The organism is Rhizobium sp. BK661 (assembly GCF_024808825.1).
In the GTDB taxonomy this organism is placed as follows: domain Bacteria; phylum Pseudomonadota; class Alphaproteobacteria; order Rhizobiales; family Rhizobiaceae; genus Rhizobium.
In genome coordinates this window covers 1,089,892-1,108,721 of sequence record NZ_JANTYT010000001.1, presented here as the reverse complement: position 1 = coordinate 1,108,721, position 18,830 = coordinate 1,089,892, and the positions used below count along the sequence as shown (strand labels likewise).

Sequence of the window (18,830 nt, the reverse complement as noted above, 5' to 3'; positions counted from 1 at the left end):
ATGCAAAGGCCATGAAATGACCGATACCAAATGGGAAGCCGCGGTCGTCGACAGCGGTTCGATATACTGGAAGCGCAATCTGGTCATTTCGCTGCTCGGCTCGTTCACGACGATCGTCGCAATGACGCTGCTGCTCCCCTTCCTGCCGCTCTATGTCGAGGAGCTGGGCGTCAGCGACCATGCGGCGATCGTGCAATGGTCGGGCATCGCCTATGGCGCGACCTTTTTGGCCGCCGCATTCGTGGCGCCGCTCTGGGGCCGCCTCGGCGACATCTATGGGCGCAAGCTGATGCTGGTGCGCGCCAGCGCCGGGATGACGGTCGCGATCTCGCTGATGGGCATGGCCGACAATGTCTGGCAGCTGGTGGCGTTGCGCCTGTTCGTCGGCCTTGCCGGCGGCTATTCGTCCGGCTCGATGGTATTGGTTGCCACGCAGACGCCGAAGGACCGTTCCGCCTGGGCGCTCGGCATGCTCTCGTCCGGCATCATGGCTGGCAACCTTGTCGGGCCGCTGATCGGTGGCGCGCTGCCGCCGTTGATCGGCATCCGCAACACCTTCCTCGCCGCCGGCGCGATGATATTCCTGGCGTTTCTCGCCACCACCTTCCTGATCAAGGAAGAGAAGTCCCCTGCCCGCAAACAGGCCGCAAAGGCGAGCGGCGGCTGGGCCTCGATCCCGGACAAGGGACCCGTCATCGCGATGCTCGCGACCGGTATGCTGCTGATGCTCGCCAACATGTCGATCGAGCCGATCATCACCGTCTATGTCGCGCAACTGGCGGAAGACCCGCGCAAGGTCACGATGATCGCGGGTATCGTCATGTCGGCCGCAGCCCTCGGCAGCATCCTGTCGGCCTCGCGGCTCGGCAAGCTTGCCGACCGGATCGGTCACTGGCCTGTTATAGCGGGCGCGCTTGCCGCTGCCGGCGTGCTGTTGATCCCGCAGGCATTCGTGACCAGTTCCTGGCAGCTGATCGTCCTGCGTTTCCTGATGGGGATCGCGCTCGGCGGGCTTCTGCCCTGCATTTCCGCGGTCATCCGCCATAGCGTACCGGACAGTGCGGCTGGCAGCATCCTCGGGCTTTCGGTATCGTCGCAATATGTCGGCCAGGTCGCCGGCCCGGTGCTCGGCGGCTTCATTGGCGGCCATATCGGCATGCGGGCGGTCTTTCTTGGAACCTGTGTGCTTTTGATTGCCGGTTCCGCCTATGCCTGGCTCGTGCGACCGCGCGCCGTCACGGCACGCCGCAGATAAGATCGACGGCGGAGCGCGCCAGCGCTTCCAGCGCCTCACGGGTTTCCCCGGCCCGCGCCCGCACTGCCAGCGAGTGCATGATGGTCGAGGCCAACCGGGCCAATGCCTTCGGATCGGTCTTCTCCGGCAGTTCTCCGCGTTCGATCGCCAGGGCGAGGCGATCTTCTATCGCGCGGTCGAAATCAGCAAGGCTGCGGCCCAGCACCTCGCGCACCCGCTCGTGCCGGACGGCTTCGACGGTCGCGGTGCTGATCAACAGGCAGCCACGCGCAGCTGTATCGCCATGAAGGTAGGTGGCAAGGGCGCGATCATACATCCGGGCTAGATTCTCTCGGACCGGCAAGGACGGATCCAGCGCGTCCTCGAGCGCAACCATGCTGTCGGCCCGGTAGCCCTCCAGCGCGTCCAGATAAAGATCCTCCTTGTCGCCGAAGGCATTGTAGAGGCTTGGCCGGTTGAGGCTGGTGGCGGCGCTCAGATTGTCCAGCGACGCCGCGGAAAATCCCCGGTCCCAGAAAACCTCACGCGCCTTGCCGATCGCGGCGCTCGCATCGAACGCGCGCGGACGGCCGCGCTTTTTCTCATCCATCATATTTTTGTACCGCTTCGCATTAAATTCTTGACGAGCATATTTTTATGCGAAACAGTACAAATGTCCAATGAATTGATGCCGGCACGCCAATGCCGGTCTGCGGAGGAGGAAATCCAATGAAACTTTACATGCGTGCTGCCGCCTGTTCGCTTTCGCCGCATATCGTTTGCCGTGAACTCGGGATCGATGTGGAACTGATCATCGTCGATCCTGCGACCCACCGAGCGGAGAATGGCAACGACTATCTTTCCATCAACGGCAACGGCTATGTGCCGGCCCTGATTCTCGACGATGGCAAGGTGTTGACCGAGGGGCCGATCATCGCCCAGTTCCTTGCCGATAGCGCGCCTGAGGGAACATCTATGCTGCCGGCGGCCGGTACCTTCGAGCGCAACCAGGTGCAATCCTACCTGAACTTCATCGCATCGGAGCTGCACAAACCGATGGTGATGTTTTTCGATGCAGCCTATGCCGGCGCCCATGACCAGATCCACGCCCTGCTCGTCAAAAGGCTGGAATGGCTGAGCAACCATATGAAAGGGCCCTACCTGACCGGCGAAAATTTCACCGTGGCCGATGCCTATCTCTTCGTCTGCCTGAACTGGTCGCCATGGATCGCTATCGACCTCAGACAATGGCCCATGCTTTCCGCTTTCATGAAGCGGGTTGCCGAGCGGCCAAGGGTGAAAGAGGCGCTACAGGCCGAGCAGCTGCTGGCCTTCGAACAGGACGGCGTCTTTTTTGCCCCGGAGGTCTACCTTACCGCGGCCAACCGGACCGGCACGCCTGTCCTGCCCTGACTTCTGTCGACGCGAGGAAGCGCCGCAGAGCTTACATCAACAGGTAGTCCACCGGCACCGGGAGAGGCGGCAGATCCGTCTCTCCCAGCGCTTCGCGCAGATTGATCTCGATCGTGTCGGCAAGAGCGCCAATCGGCAGCGCGTTCGGCTGATTGCCGAAGGGGGCTTCCAGTTCGTCGCCCAATGCGTCTAGGCCGAAGAAGGTGTAGGCGACCAGCGCGGTGGCAAACGGCATGAACCAGCCGAGAACATCATCGAAGCCGAACGGCAACAGCAGGCAGAAGAGGTGCGCCGTGCGGTGCAGCAGCAGCGTGTAGCCAAATGGCACCGGCGTCCAGCGGATACGCTCACAGGAGGCCTGCGCCAGCGTCAGCTCGCCAAGCGTCTTATCCAGTATCTGATAGGAGATGTCTGACAGCATGCTATTGGCGCGCAGATCGGCAAGCTCTCGCGAGATTTCCAGCGAAATCGCCTCCGGCGGCGTGCGGCTAGCGTGATAGCGCGCTTTCAGTTCGGGCGGCAGCAGGCGCTCGACCTTTTCGCGGCCGCTGCCGGCGCGTAAGTGCGGCACCAGCGACTGAATGAAGGCGATGACGAGTGTGACGAGGCGTTTGCGCGCTTCGGCACCGGCTTCGCCCTGCCCCGTTTCGAGGATCAGCGTCTGCCGTGCGAAGTGGCGCGCCGAAAAGATCAGTTGCCCCCACTGCTTGCGCGCCTCCCACCAGCGGTCATAGCAGGCGTTGTTGCGGAAGCCGAGGAAGATGGAGATTGCGATACCGAGCAGCGCGAAGGGAGCGCCGTTGAAGACCGGCAGAACCCCGGGCCAGACGGTGTGGACAAGGACCACGATCGAGGAGATGAAGCCGGTCAGCAGAATCTGCGGAAAGACCTGCTTGATGATCGAGCCGCGGAGAATGAAGAAGAGCTGAAGCAGGCGGGGACGGGGGCGCACGATCATGACGCGGGCTTCTCGGTCGTTCGATTGATGAAATCTCGGCCCTTCCTCCCTACAGCCGACCGAATGGCCGCGGCAAGCGCGACCATTCCATTCAGATCCGAGACAACAGACTTAGCTGTCGCTTTCACTGCGACCGAAAGCCCAGTCCATGTAGAGCTCGAACGCCTTGCGGGTGACCGGCCCCGGCTGGAAGTCGCGGCCGTCGAGGCGGCTGATGCCGACGACCTTGGAGTAGTTGCCGGTCGTGAAGATCTCGTCGGCGTTCATGAAATCCTCGACGGAGAGCGTCATTTCTCGGACCTCAAAGCCCGCCTTGCGCAGGAGGCCGATGACCCGGGCGCGGGTGACGCCGGCCAGGAAGGTGCGGTTGGCGATCGGGGTCGAGACGATGCCGTCCCTGACCATGAAGATGTTGGAGGATGCCGTTTCGGCGACGTTGCCGCTCATGTCGCGCATCAACGCGTTGTCGAAGCCGCGGCTCTTGGCTTCGGCAATGGCGCGACCGCTGTTCGGATAGAGCGAACCTGTCTTGGCATCCGTCATCGCCGTTTCCGGTGATGGACGGCGGTAGGGCGAAACGGTGAGCGAATTCGGCGCATGATTGCCGAGCGGCGCTTCGAAGAGGCAAAGTGCGAAGCGGGTCGATTCACCGTCAACCGTGACCACACTGCCGGCCGAGCCATGCTCGCCCCAGTACATCGGCTTGATGTAGATCGGCGTCTTGCCGTCGAACTTCTTGATGCCTTCCCAGGCCAGCGCCTCGATTTCCTCTGCTGTCTTGACCGGCTTCAGGCCCATGTTGATCGCGGAGCGATTGACGCGCTGGCAATGCAGGTCGAGATCAGGCGCGATGCCATCGAACCACCGGGCGCCGTCAAAGACCGTCGAGGCAAGCCACATCGCGTGCGAGGTTGGACCGATCAGCGGCGGATTGCCGGGAAGCCACTCTCCGTCAACGTAGGTCCAGGTGGTTGAACGGGGCGATGTATCGACGGCCATTGCGTTCTCCTTGAAAAGTCAGAAGAGCAAAATCCCCCTGCAGAGAGGCGGTCAAGGAGAAATCCGCGCCCCGGAACCCTACGCAAGAAAATGGCGAAGAGCGTTTGCAGGGAGTAATATTCGTGCGCGACCTGTTGAACGCCATCGATGGGTCTATCACTGAAAATCATGGATTGCGCGATTGGAAGCAACGCAGGCGCCGTGCCATCATGCGCCGCGAACGCTGCGACCGACGGGGAGTGATAGCGATGAAAGCCATGTTCTACGACGCCTTCGAGAAGGCTCCGGAAATTCGCGCCCTCCCCGACCCGACGCCCAGCGAGGACGGCGTCGTCATCGCCGTCGGAGCGTCCGGGCTTTGCCGCAGTGACTGGCATGGCTGGATGGGCCACGATCCCGATATCAGGCTCCCACACGTGCCGGGCCACGAGTTGGCAGGCAAGGTGGTTGCGACAGGCAAGGGCGTCATGCGCTTCAAGGTCGGCGATCGCGTGACGGTCCCCTTCGTTTCCGGCTGCGGTCATTGCAGCGAATGCCATTCCGGCAATCAGCAGGTCTGCCCCAACCAGTTCCAGCCGGGCTTCACGCATTGGGGTTCGTTCGCGGAATACGTGGCGATTGACTACGCCGATACCAACCTCGTGCATCTGCCTGACAGCGTCGACGACGCGACCGCAGCAAGCCTCGGCTGCCGCTTCGCGACATCATTTCGGGCGGTCGCCGACCAGGCACGCACCGGCCCCGGCGAATGGATTGCCGTGCATGGCTGCGGCGGCGTCGGGCTTTCGGCCATCATGATCGCCAGCGCGCTGGGAGCCAACGCGATCGGCATCGATCTTTCCGATCAGAAGCTTGCTTTTGCGCGCGAATGCGGAGCCGTGGCGACGATCAATGCCAGCAACGTGGTCGATGTGGCGGAAGCCGTGCGCGAAATCACCAAGGGCGGCGCGCATGTCTCCATCGACGCGCTCGGCCATCCCGTCACCTGCTTCAACTCAATCAAGAACCTGCGCCGGCGCGGGCGGCACGTGCAGATCGGCCTGATGCTCGGCGAATATGCGACACCCAAGATCCCTATGGCGCAGGTGATCGGCCACGAGTTGGAGATCTACGGCAGTCATGGGATGCAAGCCTGGCGCTACGATGCGATGCTGGCGATGCTGACGTCGGGCAAGATCGCGCCGCAAAAGCTGATCGGTCGGCGCATCACACTTGAGGAGGCGATACCGGGCCTGATGACGCTGGACCGTGCGGAGGGGGTCGGGATCAGCGTGATTACGCAGTTCTGATTTGGTTGTACACCCTGCTCTCTGCGGCCGGATGAACCTGCGTGGAGGGGCGCCCGCGACGAGATCGCCAGGCGCCGTGCAGACCAACGCAAAAGTCAGCGCCGCCGCTTGAAGGGTGGCCCCCACGTCTACGCCCGCAGCCTATTCGCGCTTTGCAATCGCCAGACCCAGAGCCAACGTCGCATCGTTGACAATTCCGAGGCGGGCCTCGATGACTGCAATTTTTTCGGGCGTATCGGCATTCAGCGCCTCGATGTCTATAAAGAGCTGCTCGCAGCCTCCCGGCGTAACTGTCCCGAACATCTGGCCCGGCTCGTCGCTGATATTCCGCCAGCTGTGCTGAACATGCGGCGGCAGAACGACCACCGTTCCAGGCGGAGCATCGAACTCATCGTCCCCGCATCGAATGCGGTATAAGCCACGGATGACGCGGAAGACTTCAGTTTCGCGCGTGTGCGTGTGGGGCGCCGGGCCTTGTCCGGGCGGCGTGAAGGTTTCCCACATTCCGAATGCGCCACCGGTCTCGGCGGCCGTGGCGTGGATCACGATCCTGGCGCCGAAGGGCGTCCGAGCGACGCGCTCGCGCCCCGGCAAAGAGACAACTGCACTTCGAAAACCGGACATGGCCGCCCTCGCTTGCTGATTGTATTCACGATAGCACACGGCCAAAGCCGGGTGAACGCCGGGTCCTCGGACGGGAAGGTCCGCGATGCGGCGGTACGACGCGCCACCTTGATACCGACAGGATCACCACCCAAATGCCGGTCGGCGCTGCAAGCGCCAATCGACGAACTTGAGCGGGTTGCCAATGACCTCGGAAAGGTCTAACGGGCTCGCCGCCAAGAACAAGAAAAGCGAGACATGATGTCCAACTCATTTGTGAAAGCGCCTGCCCCGGCGAGCGCGAAGGTGTTCTTCGTGCTGGGCGATCGGATCGAGCGACGGGCTCGTCTGCAGGGAGCCTGGCTCAATATCTTCGACATTACCGTGCCGGCGGGTAGCCGGACGCCGCTTCACCGACACGCGAGCCCGGAGGTCTTCCGGATCATCGAGGGCCGGCTGACAATCCGGCGCGCGACCGAGAACGGCATCGAGGAATTTCAGGCGACAGCGGGCGATATCGTCCGCATCGAAGCGAACCAGCCGCACGCCTATTCCAATCCCGGTCCTGACGCCGCCGTGTTCTCGGCGATCGTCGATAGCGACATGGCGGACTTCCTGGAAGCTGCCGGTTCGCAGGAGCCGCCAAAGGCGACACCTTCCACCGAGACAATGGAACGCATGAAGGCTGCGGCCAATGCGCACGGCATCACCATCCTGGCGGCATGACCTCGACGCCCGAGCTGCTTGTTCGGGCGATCTCTCCTGTCTTAAAAATTGCTGTCATATGAGGACGGTATGGCGGTTTCGGGCGTTACCCCTGCGCCCGTCGCGTTTCCTCGACTGTATTCGGCGCTCGCCTTCGCCGGCTATCCGTGGGCAAAAATTTGCCCTTGAGCTCGCCAGGCGGGGTCGCCGCAACATCGACAACGCGCGGCGTCGAGCGTATCGAGGAATGCGTAATCAAGGAGACGTTTCATGGCATGGTCTGCCAGCCAATATGTCAAATTCGAAGATGAGCGCACGCGTCCCGCGCGTGATCTGCTCGCGCAAGTGCCGCTCGAGCGCGTGCGCCATGCCATCGACCTCGGCTGCGGTCCCGGCAATTCGACCGAACTGATCGTCGAACGCTTCGGCGCTGAGGGCGTTTCCGGCCTGGACAGCGATCTCAACATGCTGGAGGCCGCGCGCAAGCGGATGCCCGGCACGGCCTTTGTCGAGGCAGATCTTGCCACCTGGCACCCGAGCGAACCGGCAGACCTTCTTTTTGCAAACGCCGTGTTCCAATGGCTGCCGAACCATCTCGACATTTTCGATCGCCTGATGGACGGGCTGGCGCCGGGTGGCGTGCTTGCCGTGCAGATGCCTGACAATCTGACCGAGCCGACCCATCTGCTGATGGAAGAAACCGCTCATTCCGGCCCGTGGAAGGCGGCCTTCGAGGCGAAGAGCGTTCGCCGCAAGCCACTGCCGCCGGCCTCAACCTACTACAGCCGGCTGATCGCCACGGCGGCGCGGGTCGACATCTGGCATACCGCCTACAATCATCCAATGGCGGATGCTGCCGCGATCGTCGAATGGGTGAAGGGTACGGGCCTCAGACCTTATCTCGATCACGCAGGCGAAGATCATCGCGACGAATTCCTGGCAGATTATCTCGGCCGCGTCGAAAAGGCCTACCCCAAGATGTCGGACGGTCGCGTCTTGCTGCGTTTTCCGCGGATCTTCATGGTTGCCGTCAAGGGCTGACAACGGCGCGTCCATCTTTGGGGGCGGTACGGCCTGATCCCTCTGACATCGCCTTGCAATGGTCGGTCGGCATCCTGCTTGCCGCCGAACCAGCGCGCACTATAGTCGTGACAAACAGCGAGGAGAGAGCTTTATGGACGCCGCCCCCATTCCGCCAGCCACCCTTGTTATCTTTGGCGCCACGGGCGACCTGACGCGGCGCCTGCTGATCCCGGCAATCATCAATCTGACGCGGAGCGGGCTGGTCGGCGACGACCTGAAGATTCTCGGCGTCGGCATCGAACCAGGCGATGACGCCTCTTTGGTGGCACGGCTGGACAGCTTTCTCGCCACCCTGAGCGAACCGATCCGGCCGGAGACCGACGATGCATGGCGTCGGCTGCGCCAACGCATTTCGTATATCTCAGGCGATTTCACGCAGGACCCCATATTCGTCGAGATCAAGAAGCACCTGACGAGCTGCAACGCAGCCTTCTACTTTGCGGTGCCGCCGCAGTTTTTCGGACCGCTGGTCGAAAAGCTGCATGCGCATGGGCTGACCAGCGAGGCCGAGGGATGCTTCCGGCGCATTGCGATCGAGAAACCTTTCGGCACCGACCTAGCCTCCGCCCGTGCGTTGAACGCGCATATCCTCAGCAACATCTCCGAGAACCAAGTCTATCGTCTCGATCACTTCCTGGGGAAGGAAACGGTGCAGAACATTCTGACGGCCCGCTTCGCCAACATGATGATCGAATCCCTCTGGAACAACAATTACATCGATCACGTGCAGATTTCTGCGGCGGAGATCGTCGACGTCGAAACACGCGGCAAATTCTATGACGCGACCGGCGCCCTGCGCGACATGATTCCCAACCACCTGTTCCAGTTGCTGGCGATGATCGCGATGGAGGCCCCGAACGGCTTCGGCGCCGAAGCAATCCGCACCGAAAAGAGCAAGGCGCTGAGCGCCCTGCGCATCTATACACCGGAAGAGGCTGTCTCGCACGCGGTTCGCGGCGCCTATGCGGCCGGCACGCTCGACGGACGCGACATTACCGCATTCCGCGAGACCAAGGATGTCTCGCCGGACAGCAACACCGAGACCTATGTCGCGTTGAAGCTCTATGTCGACACCTGGCGCTGGGCCGGGGTGCCGTTCTACCTCAGAACGGGCAAAGCCTTGAAGGCGCGTGATACGGAGGTCGTGATCACCTTCAAGCAGGTGCCGTTCGCGCAGTTCCGGAAGAAGGACGTCAACCGCCATTTGCCAGCGAACAAGATGGTCATCCAGGTGCAGCCGGATGAGGGGTTGAGCGTCGAGATCTCCATCAAGTCGCCCGGTCTTTCCGTCGATACCGTCCCGGTCTCGCTCGACTTCCGCTATGCTGACGAGTTCGATATCGGCAAGATGACCGGATACGAGTCGCTTCTCTACGACCTTTTCATCGGTGACCAGACGCTGTTCCAGCGCGCTGACGGCATCGAAGCCGGCTGGGCGGCGGTCCAACCCTTCCTGGATATGTGGGCAAAGAGCAGCGAAACGCCGGAGGCTTACGCGCCCGGAAGCAGCGGCCCATCCTGTGCTGACGAGCTCATCCGACGCGATGGCCGGGAGTGGCATCAGCTGGGCGAAGCGCCGCACAACCAAGGCCAAAAGTAACTTAAGAAATACCCGCCCAACTAAAGTAAAACCAAATGGCATTTCTATGCCACTCTCGCATAGCGAGCATAAATATCGATTCAGAGATGTTTAGACGCGATCGCCGACAACATATTTATGGTACGCTATACAAAATATGGATGAATTGACCCCTTCACCTGGCACAACGAAGATTCCTTTGCTGACCGCGTTGCTTTTTCCGGCGACAAAGAAGGCGGGGCTCGTCCAACCCCGACGGGCCCTTCTTATGTTTTTCTAGCATTTGGCGAATAAAGCATATATTAGTCGAAATTGTTAAAGCTCGATTAATATATTTACTTGCGCTCTTATGCGGCCTTGCTAAATCTATCCTCAGGGTTTTGGGGTATTGACATGGTAGATACTCAATTGGCTAAGAATCGTTCGACTTCCGATCAGCGTATGGAAACCTGCAGGTCGGAGTTCGAACCGCTCCTCTTCGAGCTCATTCGCAATGGCGAGAAACGGGGTTGGAAGGCAGCAGAAATCGCAATGGCGCTGGCCGACGCGGCTGACGACGTGATCCTCAAGCTGGCGAGAGAAACGAAGAGCAAGCATTGATCCGCTTGCCTCGCCGATCCCGATACAATGGCGCTTCAGAAGTGCTCCTTTAGCAAGTAAAGAAATCCTTGAGCTTGTCTCGTGTGATTCGTTTGCGCTTGCGCCAAGCAAAGGGGCCCTATGTTGCAGTTCATTGCCGCAGCTCTTTTTGCCTGTGGATGCGTCAGCCTCGCCGAGGTTGCCGACTGGGCGCCAGCGGACAGCTATGTGCCGAAGGTTAGTTGCCGTCAAAGCGGGGCGGCCGCGCGCTGCGAACAGATCCGCGCCGACTGGACCGGCCTCTACGCCGATGCGATCGGCGGCCGCATCGAAAGCCAACGGAAAGTCTCCCTTTGCCTGAGCACCGGCTGCGACCGCGGCATCGTGGTCGAGCCCGTCCTTGGCTGCGCCTGGCGCGAGGTCATCGCAGCCTCTCGCAACCCTCAGATCACCGATGCCGATCGGCGCAATGTCGAGCGCTATTGCGGCCCTCATGTGCTTGACGCGACCGGACGCGCTGCCGCCAGTGACCAGTCTCGAAACTGGCTCACCTTGCTCGGCATAACGCCGTAGCCACAAAAGCAAGCGGGCGGGCCAGGCCCGCCCGCTGAAAGCTTGACTCGTCCGCTTAGACGAACTGGCTGAGACCGGGAACCGAGCCGACAACCTCGTCAACCACTTCCTTGCCGGCATGCTGCTCGGCAATCGCGATGGTTTCCTTGGCAAGCGTGGTGATCTCGCCCATGCCGAGGCCTTCCGACATCAGCTGCTGGCCGAGCGCCATGATGCCGCCACCGCCGAGAGCGCCCATGATGCTGCCGAGGATGCCGCCGCCGCCAGTCGCGCCCTCGCCGTTGTATTTGGCAACGAGGTCGGAGGCGCCCGGAATGGCTTCGATCATCTTGGCGACCGGACCGTCCGCCGCTTCGCGCTGCAGGAAGCCGAGCATCATGCCGAGCGCCTTTTCGGCCACCTCTGAGGGGATGCCCACACGCGCGGCGATCTGGTCTACGATTTCATTCATTGTCAGCCTCCTATTTTTGACGTTAACGTCAACGTTAATCGAACTTTCGGGGCAACTCAAGACGCCTGCCACGAAAGCGGGCTTTATCCTAGTTTTCCTTTTAATGCAGACAGTTGTCCGCACCGGGCTCCCTGCTTATAACAGGCAAACGATATTACAATGACCGTGCGGAAACGTTGCTCCGCATTTTGACGCAATCGGCGCCGACAGCCGCAGGGAGAATTTTCGAAATGCTCGAGGATGGCAAGATTTTCGTCGGCGTCAGCCGCAATCCCGATGACAGCATCAACAAGCCGGAATATCTCGACCTGAAGTTCGGGAACCGCCACGGCTTGGTGACGGGCGCGACCGGCACCGGCAAGACGGTGACGCTGCAGGTGCTTGCCGAGGGGTTCTCGAGGGCCGGCGTGCCGGTCTTCTGCGCCGACATCAAGGGCGACCTTTCCGGTATCGCCGCCAAGGGCGAGCCGAAGGATTTTCTGACCAAGCGCGCCGAGCAGATCGGCTTCGACGACTACGAGTTCGACCAGTTCCCGGTCATCTTCTGGGACCTGTTCGGCGAGAAGGGCCACCGTGTCCGCACCACCATCGCCGAGATGGGACCGCTGCTGCTCGCCCGGCTGATGGATGCCTCCGAGCCGCAGGAAGGCGTCATCAACATTGCGTTCAAGATCGCCGACCAGGGCGGCCTGCCGCTGCTCGACCTCAAGGACTTCTCCTCGCTACTCAACTACATGGCAGAGAACGCGACGGAACTCTCCAGCAAGTTCGGCCTGATCTCGAAGGCGTCGGTCGCCTCGATCCAGCGCGCGATGCTGGTGCTGGAGCAACAGGGCGCCGAGCATTTCTTTGGAGAGCCGGCGCTGAAGATCACCGACATCATGCGGACCAACAACCGCGGCTACGGCCAGATCTCAGTGCTTGCAGCCGACAAGCTGATGATGAACCCACGGCTCTACGCGACCTTCCTGCTGTGGCTGCTTTCCGAACTCTTCGAGGAGTTGCCTGAAGTGGGCGATCCCGAGAAGCCGAACCTCGTCTTCTTTTTTGACGAGGCACACTTGCTCTTCAACGACGCGCCGAAGGTGCTGCTGGAGCGTGTCGAGCAGGTCGTTCGCCTCATTCGTTCGAAGGGCGTCGGCGTCTATTTCGTGACGCAGAATCCGCTCGATGTGCCGGAAACGGTGCTCGCGCAGCTTGGCAACCGGGTGCAGCACGCGTTGCGCGCCTATTCGCCGCGCGAGCAGAAGGCGGTGAAGACCGCTGCCGATACTTTCCGCCCCAACCCTGCCTTCGACTGCGCCACCGTCATCACCACGCTCGGCACCGGAGAGGCGCTGGTGTCGACGCTGGAGGCAAAGGGCTCGCCCTCGATCGTCGAGCGGACCCTGGTCCGCCCGCCGTCCGGACGTGTCGGTCCGCTGACTGATGCGGAGCGTCAGCAGGTCATGGACAGGAGCCCGGTGCTCGGCGTCTATGATGAAGACCTCGATCGCGAGTCCGCCTTCGAGATTCTGGCGGCACGCGCGAAGAAGGCGTCGGACTCCGATGCCGCCAAGCAGGTGCAGCCGACAGAGCCGACCGAGGGCAGCGCCTCGGGTCGCTGGACCCTGCCGGGCTTCGGTGACGACGACAACGAGCCGCAGGCCAAGAGCCAGGGTCGCGCCCGCTCCTCCGGCTATCAGCGTGAAACGGTCGTGGAAGCCGCGATGAAAAGCGTTGCCCGGACGGTGGCGACACAGGTCGGTCGGGCGCTGGTGCGCGGTATTCTCGGCAGCTTGAAGCGCTGAGGGAAAGGGCGTTATCGCCCTTCCGCCCGACGACGGGCACACCACCTAGCGCTTGCGGACAAATTCCGTGCGCAGCACAAGGCCCTTGATGGCGTCGTGGCGGCAATCGATCTCTTCAGGATTGTCCGTCAGCCTGATCGACTTGATGACCGTGCCCTGCTTCAGGGTCTGATTGGCGCCCTTCACCTTGAGATCCTTGATGAGGGTAACGGAGTCGCCACCCCTAAGGACGTTTCCGGAAGCGTCCCGGACCTCGGTATTTCCCTGCCCTGCGGCGGCCAATTCGGAAGCCGGACGCCATTCACCCGTCACTTCGTCATAGACGTATTCGTCGTCACCGCCTGCCATGGCGCTTCTCCTGGAGTTCAGAATTTTACCTGTCGGGGCCGCTTACAACAACCAAGCCGCCTTGCGCAAGTTGGCCTGCGTCCGCCTACTGAAGGCCCGGATACAACCGCCTCGATTGCATTTTTTCCTGCCGGATGGTATTTCGCCTATGCACTCAAAGAGAAAGGAGGGTCGCGTGCAAAATTACTATTTCCGGTTCAACCGGCAACGTGGCCCCGTCAACGCCCTGCAAATGCGTTTGCAGGGCTGACCAGAGACCGTTTCTCACAAACTTTCTTCCTGGTCTGCCTCTCGTGGCAGCAGTTCGGGCATTCGGCTCGTCTGCAATTCCTCATCCACCGAGCTTGAGCACACGCACGCGATGACGGCTGCACGCCCTCGCTCGTGTGATCGTTCGGCAAGACCAGAGCAAGATCATGACCCTTATCAATATCCGCAATCTCGGCGTCACACTTAGCGCACCGCTTTTCGCCAAACTCGACCTCGTCATCAATCCCGGCGACCGTCTCGGACTCGTCGCTGCCAACGGCCGCGGCAAGTCTACCCTGCTCCGCTGCATCTCGGGGGCACTGGAGGCAACCCAAGGCGACATCACGCGCTCGCGCGGGCTGACGATCGGCTATGTCGAGCAGGACGTGCCGGCCAAGCTGCTTGATGTAGCTTTCCACGATGCTGTCCTGCAGGCGCTGCCGGCAGATCAGCAGGCGAACGAAAGCTGGCGCGTCGACATCGTGCTCGATTCTCTCGATGTCCCGGAAGCCTTGCGCAGCCAGCCGGTCGGGCAGCTTAGCGGCGGCTGGCAGCGACTGGCGATGCTGGCGCGGACTTGGGTGATGGAGCCGGATGCGCTGCTGCTCGACGAACCGACGAACCACCTCGATCTCGCCAAGATTGCCGCCCTTGAGGATTGGCTGAATGCCCTGCCCCGCGATGTGCCTGTGATCATCTCCAGTCACGACCGCGCCTTTCTCGATGCCGTCACCAATCGTACGCTGTTCCTGCGGCCGGAGCAGTCGCAGGTCTTCTCCCTGCCCTACAGCCGGGCGCGGGCCGCATTGGACGAAGTGGATGCGGCCGACCGGAGGCGCTACGAGCGCGACATGAAGACGGCCGAGCAACTGCGCAAGCAGGCGGCGAAGCTCAACAATATCGGCATCAACTCCGGCAGCGACCTGCTGGTTGTCAAGACCAAGCAGTTGAAGCAGCGCGCCGATAAGCTGGAGGATGCGGCCAAGCCCGCTCACCTCGAGCGATCGGCGGGTGCAATCAGGCTCGCCAACCGCGGCACGCATGCCAAGGTGCTTGTGACACTCGACGACGCGGAGGTCCGTACCCCGGATGGCATTGCGCTCTTCCGCACCGGCAAGCAGTTCATCTGCCAGGGCGACCGGATCGTCCTGCTTGGAGAGAACGACGCCGGCAAATCGCGGCTGATCGCGATGCTTCGGAAAGCGATCGCCAACGCAGAGACGGCACAGGACGGCATCAAGGCCACCCCTTCATTGGTGCTCGGCTATAGCGACCAGGCGCTTGCCGACTTGAAAGACAGCGATACGCCGATGGAGACGATCATTCGCCGCTTCGATGTCGGCGACCAGCGGGCTCGCGGGTTGCTGGCGGGCGCCGGTATGAGCATCGACATGCAGGCGCGTCCGGTCGGGCGGCTTTCGGGCGGCCAGAAGGCGCGGCTCGGCATGCTGGTCCTGCGGTTGGCGGAGCCGAACTTCTATCTGCTCGACGAGCCTACCAACCATCTCGACATCGACGGACAGGAAGCGCTGGAGGGCGAACTGATGGCCCATCAGGCGAGCTGCCTCGTGGTTTCCCACGACCGCAGCTTCGTGCGCGCCATCGGCAACCGGTTCTGGCAGATCGAACGCCGACGGCTGATCGAAGTGGAAAGCCCGGAGCCCTTCTTTGCGGCTGCACGGCCTTAGCGTACAGGCTCGTTGCAAGAAGGCGGTGGCGAGGCATGGCAACCCTCGCCCAGCGGCGAATTGCGAGGAGAGGCGATAGAGAGTACAATTTTCGACAGTCATTCGACTGGGGGACAAGGCAATGAGCAGACTGTTGATCCTGTCGGCTGGCGCCATCCTGGCACTGGCTTCCGTGGCGTCCGCCGCACCGGCTATGCAACCGCTGAAGATTTCCAAGGAATGTAGCCAGTACACCGGCCAGACGCCGAGCTTCTGCACGATTACGGAATCGAACCTCGCGGCGATCCCGGCGGGCACCAAGATCTTGTACTATGGGCCGGTGACCGGTAGCCCTCTTTTCGGCAGTAGCACGGCGGTTATTGCCGTCGGAAACGGAGACACGGCGGTCGGGTACTGCGTCACCTACGACACCGCCAGCCCGATGCAGGGAACCTGTGCGTTTCATGCCGGTAGCGGAACGCTCGCCGGTTTCCAGGCGGTCGTCAAGGTGACCGTCGACGACAAGCAAATCTATCACTGGGACGGAGGCTACCTGCTTGGCGCCGACGAGGCCGCCAAGTGAGAGCAAACGCAAGTCTGGCCGTTAGACGTGAATTCGTGCCCTGACTCCTATTTGATAGGTGACGGTGGCGGGAATCTCCGTGAGGGCTGGATTCTCGGGCGATCGGCCGCCTCTCAGGAGGGGCTGGCGTGCGAAAGCCTACCGTTATGCCGGGCAAAGGATACGCACCTGCCGGCCTATTCTCGATGCGCGGACGCCGGATGATAGCGGATTTATCCTTGGATTGATGACCCAGGAATGCGGCTATCAGAACGAGGCCGGCGTGGCGCCGAGCAAGGTGAGCTTGCCGCCGCTGAGGGAATAGAGGCTCATCTTCCGCTCCACGGTGCCGGTTGGCATCAGTCGGAAGAGACCGGTCACGCCGCGGAATCCGACTTTGCTGGTCAGGTTCTGCGCGTTCACCCCTTCCGGCCCCTTTGTCCGGACGATGCCCGAGGCGACCGCCACGGCGTCATAGCCGTAAGCCGCATCGGTGGAGAGCGTCCGCTTGTAGTGACGCTGATAGCGCTCGGCGATCATCGTCGCGCCCTCGGGCTCGACCATGGCGATCACGGTGCCGGCGACGGAGGGATTCGAGTGTGTCTGCGGCGGCCAGGCATTGGTGCCGACGAAGGTCACGTTCGTCTTGCCACTCGCCTTTACGGCGCCGGCAATGGTCGTCGTGATGACCGTCTTGCCCAGGACGAGCACGGTGTCGGCATTCTGGAGGTTGGCAGCGCTCCTTTTGACGGCGTCCGCAGCCGCAGCATCGGTCAGATCGTAACGGGTGAGCCCCAGATATGTGCCGCCGCCGGCGCGGATGGCGCTTGCCAGACGTTCCTCGCCTGCAGCCGGAAAATCAGTCTGCGCAAAAACCACCACCTTCTTGTGGCCGCTGACAGCGGCTGCCCGCACACCCTCGATGGCGCTGTCGATCTCATCGGAAATGAAGTTGTAGACATTTCCCGATGTTGGCGGCACGGGCGCGCCGAGGTTGAGCAAAGGCGGCCGCTGATCGGCAGGGATCGCGGCGACAGCCGCGGTGACGGCCGGCGATGCATAGCTAACGAGAAGCACAGAACCACGCGCCTTGGCGGCGCTCACGGCCGTCGCGGCGGCAGGCGCGCCGGAGGCTACGTCGACGACCTTCACAAAGACCTGGTTGCCGCCGAGTTCGCCGACGCCGAGGCCGGCGCCGTCACGCACGTCACGCGCAGTGCCCTCATAAATACCCGCCGTGCCCCTCGGCAGCAGCAGCGTGATTTCCGCTCCGGTTTCGCCAAAGCTCTCATCAACCTCGCTCGAAGGTGCCTTGATGTCATTAGTCTTGACGTTCTTGGCGATGCCATCGACGTCGGACTGGCATCCCAAGAGCGCACCGCAGGCGACGACGATCGACACCGCGAGGACGGATTTGATCAGTTTCAAGGGGCCGGCGCCTTCCTGAGGCGGCGCTCGCCGTGCCGCGCGTAAACCATGCGCGCGTTGCGCCTGCTCGATCGAATGCACCTTCACCGTTTCCCCACTCTCTCAATCACGGCCTTTTCCGGCCTTTTGGCAGGGGTTCATATCTGCACAAGCGACCCGCGAAAGCAAACCCTTCGCCCAAACTTGGTTGATGGACACACTAAACTTTTATGTTCTTTTGAACGGATAATTTATCCCAACCTTATCTACGCTTAAATACCTGATTTTTATAGCTGTTTTGTACGTTGTCCTCACCCAAGAAGAGGCGACGACTTCATGAAGCGCAGTATAAAAACAAACAACATTGCCGCTTTTACTCTGGCTGCATTTGCGGCCAGTGTTGCACCGAGTCTTTCCGGCGCGTCGGTCCTGCCTTCGCCACAGATTTCGGGCGCGATGTACACCGCCGATTTCGCGGCCGATGCGGCGCGCGCGCTGACCTTTGGCAGTGTTGCCAGCCTCGTCAGCCTGGCGACGAACGATATCGCAAAGACCATCGCCGCCATCGATGTGGCCGCACTGACCCGAACGCTGCAGCCCGAGCCAGCCCGCTGGGTCAAGGAGAGCGTCGCGCCGGAACAGCCGGTCGCGCGCGCGACGATTGCCGCGCCAACCGGCACTGCCGCGTTCGGAACCGTCGCCATCCCTTTCAAGCGGCTCGCCGCATTAAAGAAATTCGCACCTTCGCTGTCGGAAATGACTGATGGGACCGCCATCGACTGCAACGCGGCTCAATGCTCCGAAACGACGACGGCGATCAAGGTTGCCTTTGCCAAGACGTCGCAGTCCTCTATCCGCGACAAGTTGAACGCGGTCAACGTCACCATCAACCACACGATCCGCTACAGCCGCGACATCGACACCTACAAGGTGGCCGATTACTGGGCGACGCCGGCCGAAACCCTCTCGCGCCAGCAGGGCGATTGCGAAGACTTTGCGATCCTGAAGATGGCTGCTCTGCATGCCGAAGGCGTCGACCTCAAGGACATGTCCGTTGTCGTCCTTTTTGATCAGAGGCGTCACTTCTACCACGCGGTACTTTCCGTCGCGGTCAACGACAACCGCTTCATCCTCGACAACATGCGTGACGAGGTGCTGCCGGACACGAAACTGCCTGACTACGTTCCGCTCTATTCGATCGCGGACGGCAAGGGCTACCTCCACGGAACGCGCACCGGCGCCAAGCAAGTGGCTTCGGCCATGCCGTTGGAAAAGATCGCTCCGGGCGAAGGCATGGCGTTCTGAAGTAACCATGGCTGGGGCACCGGAAAGGCGGCTGAA

Annotated in this window: 19 protein-coding genes; 12 read left to right on the top strand and 7 right to left on the bottom strand. The window is 61.7% G+C overall.

Features of this window, described 5'->3' with window-relative positions; all coding sequences use genetic code 11:
- The first annotated feature begins 16 nt into the window (after positions 1–16).
- A complete protein-coding gene (locus FHX16_RS05365; protein ID WP_183859744.1) occupies positions 17–1,255 on the top strand; it encodes a multidrug efflux MFS transporter in 1,239 nt (412 codons plus the stop codon).
- On the opposite strand, the gene FHX16_RS05360 is transcribed toward FHX16_RS05365, so the two are convergent.
- Positions 1,236–1,847 carry a TetR/AcrR family transcriptional regulator gene (locus tag FHX16_RS05360; RefSeq protein WP_183859746.1) on the bottom strand — a complete coding sequence of 204 codons (612 nt, stop codon included), beginning with the start codon at positions 1,845–1,847 and terminating at the stop codon, positions 1,236–1,238. The genes FHX16_RS05365 and FHX16_RS05360 overlap by 20 nt on opposite strands.
- 116 nt (positions 1,848–1,963) lie before the next feature.
- Between FHX16_RS05360 and FHX16_RS05355 the strand changes: the two genes are divergently transcribed.
- Entirely contained in the window at positions 1,964–2,647 is a 684-nt protein-coding gene (locus FHX16_RS05355) for a glutathione S-transferase family protein (RefSeq protein WP_259126729.1), read from the top strand.
- Between the two features lie 31 nt (positions 2,648–2,678).
- Here the strand turns inward: FHX16_RS05355 and FHX16_RS05350 are convergent, their stop codons facing one another.
- Together FHX16_RS05350 and FHX16_RS05345 are read right to left on the bottom strand one after the other, a co-directional pair.
- The gene (locus FHX16_RS05350; RefSeq protein WP_259126728.1) at positions 2,679–3,605 is read right to left on the bottom strand and encodes a bestrophin family protein; all 927 of its coding nucleotides are present in this window, start codon (positions 3,603–3,605) and stop codon (positions 2,679–2,681) included.
- Positions 3,606–3,716: 111 nt separating this feature from the next.
- Complete coding sequence (locus FHX16_RS05345; RefSeq protein WP_183752001.1) at positions 3,717–4,604, bottom strand: branched-chain amino acid aminotransferase; 888 nt, start codon at positions 4,602–4,604, stop codon at positions 3,717–3,719.
- Positions 4,605–4,852: 248 nt separating this feature from the next.
- Here FHX16_RS05345 and FHX16_RS05340 point away from each other — a divergent pair, with 248 nt between their 5' ends.
- Positions 4,853–5,893 carry a zinc-dependent alcohol dehydrogenase family protein gene (locus tag FHX16_RS05340; RefSeq protein ID WP_259126727.1) on the top strand — a complete coding sequence of 347 codons (1,041 nt, stop codon included), beginning with the start codon at positions 4,853–4,855 and terminating at the stop codon, positions 5,891–5,893.
- 141 nt (positions 5,894–6,034) lie between these two features.
- Here FHX16_RS05340 and FHX16_RS05335 read toward each other — a convergent pair whose 3' ends face one another.
- Entirely contained in the window at positions 6,035–6,517 is a 483-nt protein-coding gene (locus FHX16_RS05335; RefSeq protein WP_183752005.1) for a cupin domain-containing protein, read from the bottom strand.
- Positions 6,518–6,754: 237 nt separating this feature from the next.
- On the opposite strand from FHX16_RS05335, the gene FHX16_RS05330 reads away from it, so the two are divergent.
- From FHX16_RS05330 to FHX16_RS05310, 5 genes are all read left to right on the top strand, one after another.
- On the top strand, positions 6,755–7,222 hold the full coding sequence (locus FHX16_RS05330) for a cupin domain-containing protein (protein WP_183752007.1): 468 nt from the start codon (positions 6,755–6,757) through the stop codon (positions 7,220–7,222).
- 249 nt (positions 7,223–7,471) lie between these two features.
- Positions 7,472–8,242 (top strand): trans-aconitate 2-methyltransferase, encoded by a 771-nt coding sequence (tam, locus tag FHX16_RS05325; RefSeq protein ID WP_259126726.1) that lies wholly within the window; start codon positions 7,472–7,474, stop codon positions 8,240–8,242.
- Positions 8,243–8,375: 133 nt separating this feature from the next.
- Positions 8,376–9,884, top strand: a complete 1,509-nt coding sequence (zwf, locus tag FHX16_RS05320) for a glucose-6-phosphate dehydrogenase (RefSeq protein WP_259126725.1) — start codon at positions 8,376–8,378, stop codon at positions 9,882–9,884.
- A gap of 372 nt (positions 9,885–10,256) precedes the next feature.
- Positions 10,257–10,463 carry a hypothetical protein gene (locus tag FHX16_RS05315; RefSeq protein ID WP_040674033.1) on the top strand — a complete coding sequence of 69 codons (207 nt, stop codon included), beginning with the start codon at positions 10,257–10,259 and terminating at the stop codon, positions 10,461–10,463.
- 120 nt (positions 10,464–10,583) lie between these two features.
- The gene (locus FHX16_RS05310) at positions 10,584–11,015 is read left to right on the top strand and encodes a hypothetical protein (protein WP_259126723.1); all 432 of its coding nucleotides are present in this window, start codon (positions 10,584–10,586) and stop codon (positions 11,013–11,015) included.
- A 55-nt stretch (positions 11,016–11,070) separates the two neighbouring features.
- Here FHX16_RS05310 and FHX16_RS05305 read toward each other — a convergent pair whose 3' ends face one another.
- Positions 11,071–11,466 (bottom strand): hypothetical protein, encoded by a 396-nt coding sequence (locus tag FHX16_RS05305; RefSeq protein WP_259126721.1) that lies wholly within the window; start codon positions 11,464–11,466, stop codon positions 11,071–11,073.
- Positions 11,467–11,696: 230 nt separating this feature from the next.
- Between FHX16_RS05305 and FHX16_RS05300 the strand changes: the two genes are divergently transcribed.
- Entirely contained in the window at positions 11,697–13,256 is a 1,560-nt protein-coding gene (locus tag FHX16_RS05300) for a helicase HerA-like C-terminal domain-containing protein (protein WP_183752015.1), read from the top strand.
- Between the two features lie 45 nt (positions 13,257–13,301).
- Here the strand turns inward: FHX16_RS05300 and FHX16_RS05295 are convergent, their stop codons facing one another.
- The gene (locus FHX16_RS05295; RefSeq protein ID WP_259126719.1) at positions 13,302–13,604 is read right to left on the bottom strand and encodes an alkylphosphonate utilization protein; all 303 of its coding nucleotides are present in this window, start codon (positions 13,602–13,604) and stop codon (positions 13,302–13,304) included.
- A gap of 416 nt (positions 13,605–14,020) precedes the next feature.
- Between FHX16_RS05295 and FHX16_RS05290 the strand changes: the two genes are divergently transcribed.
- Both FHX16_RS05290 and FHX16_RS05285 read left to right on the top strand, forming a co-directional pair.
- The gene (locus tag FHX16_RS05290) at positions 14,021–15,541 is read left to right on the top strand and encodes an ABC-F family ATP-binding cassette domain-containing protein (protein WP_259126717.1); all 1,521 of its coding nucleotides are present in this window, start codon (positions 14,021–14,023) and stop codon (positions 15,539–15,541) included.
- A 121-nt stretch (positions 15,542–15,662) separates the two neighbouring features.
- Positions 15,663–16,103 carry a hypothetical protein gene (locus FHX16_RS05285; protein ID WP_183859765.1) on the top strand — a complete coding sequence of 147 codons (441 nt, stop codon included), beginning with the start codon at positions 15,663–15,665 and terminating at the stop codon, positions 16,101–16,103.
- A gap of 246 nt (positions 16,104–16,349) precedes the next feature.
- Here the strand turns inward: FHX16_RS05285 and FHX16_RS05280 are convergent, their stop codons facing one another.
- Positions 16,350–17,510: a hypothetical protein gene (locus FHX16_RS05280; RefSeq protein ID WP_210296586.1), complete on the bottom strand. Its 1,161-nt coding sequence runs from the start codon at positions 17,508–17,510 to the stop codon at positions 16,350–16,352.
- Positions 17,511–17,825: 315 nt separating this feature from the next.
- Between FHX16_RS05280 and FHX16_RS05275 the strand changes: the two genes are divergently transcribed.
- Complete coding sequence (locus FHX16_RS05275) at positions 17,826–18,794, top strand: transglutaminase-like cysteine peptidase (RefSeq protein ID WP_183859769.1); 969 nt, start codon at positions 17,826–17,828, stop codon at positions 18,792–18,794.
- Positions 18,795–18,830: the final 36 nt, after the last annotated feature.

Excerpts from the sequence above, each read along its gene's own strand:
- FHX16_RS05295 (WP_259126719.1), bottom strand. The coding sequence starts at position 13,604 with ATGGCAGGCGGTGACGACGAATACGTCTATGACGAAGTGACGGGTGAA.
- zwf (WP_259126725.1), top strand. The coding sequence starts at position 8,376 with ATGGACGCCGCCCCCATTCCGCCAGCCACCCTTGTTATCTTTGGCGCC.
- FHX16_RS05275 (WP_183859769.1), top strand. The coding sequence starts at position 17,826 with ATGAAGCGCAGTATAAAAACAAACAACATTGCCGCTTTTACTCTGGCT.
- FHX16_RS05365 (WP_183859744.1), top strand. The coding sequence starts at position 17 with ATGACCGATACCAAATGGGAAGCCGCGGTCGTCGACAGCGGTTCGATA.
- FHX16_RS05340 (WP_259126727.1), top strand. The coding sequence starts at position 4,853 with ATGAAAGCCATGTTCTACGACGCCTTCGAGAAGGCTCCGGAAATTCGC.
- FHX16_RS05300 (WP_183752015.1), top strand. The coding sequence starts at position 11,697 with ATGCTCGAGGATGGCAAGATTTTCGTCGGCGTCAGCCGCAATCCCGAT.
- FHX16_RS05290 (WP_259126717.1), top strand. The coding sequence starts at position 14,021 with ATGACCCTTATCAATATCCGCAATCTCGGCGTCACACTTAGCGCACCG.
- tam (WP_259126726.1), top strand. The coding sequence starts at position 7,472 with ATGGCATGGTCTGCCAGCCAATATGTCAAATTCGAAGATGAGCGCACG.
- FHX16_RS05355 (WP_259126729.1), top strand. The coding sequence starts at position 1,964 with ATGAAACTTTACATGCGTGCTGCCGCCTGTTCGCTTTCGCCGCATATC.
- FHX16_RS05285 (WP_183859765.1), top strand. The coding sequence starts at position 15,663 with ATGAGCAGACTGTTGATCCTGTCGGCTGGCGCCATCCTGGCACTGGCT.
- FHX16_RS05335 (WP_183752005.1), bottom strand. The coding sequence starts at position 6,517 with ATGTCCGGTTTTCGAAGTGCAGTTGTCTCTTTGCCGGGGCGCGAGCGC.
- FHX16_RS05360 (WP_183859746.1), bottom strand. The coding sequence starts at position 1,847 with ATGATGGATGAGAAAAAGCGCGGCCGTCCGCGCGCGTTCGATGCGAGC.
- FHX16_RS05315 (WP_040674033.1), top strand. The coding sequence starts at position 10,257 with ATGGTAGATACTCAATTGGCTAAGAATCGTTCGACTTCCGATCAGCGT.
- FHX16_RS05305 (WP_259126721.1), bottom strand. The coding sequence starts at position 11,466 with ATGAATGAAATCGTAGACCAGATCGCCGCGCGTGTGGGCATCCCCTCA.
- FHX16_RS05330 (WP_183752007.1), top strand. The coding sequence starts at position 6,755 with ATGATGTCCAACTCATTTGTGAAAGCGCCTGCCCCGGCGAGCGCGAAG.
- FHX16_RS05350 (WP_259126728.1), bottom strand. The coding sequence starts at position 3,605 with ATGATCGTGCGCCCCCGTCCCCGCCTGCTTCAGCTCTTCTTCATTCTC.
- FHX16_RS05345 (WP_183752001.1), bottom strand. The coding sequence starts at position 4,604 with ATGGCCGTCGATACATCGCCCCGTTCAACCACCTGGACCTACGTTGAC.
- FHX16_RS05310 (WP_259126723.1), top strand. The coding sequence starts at position 10,584 with ATGTTGCAGTTCATTGCCGCAGCTCTTTTTGCCTGTGGATGCGTCAGC.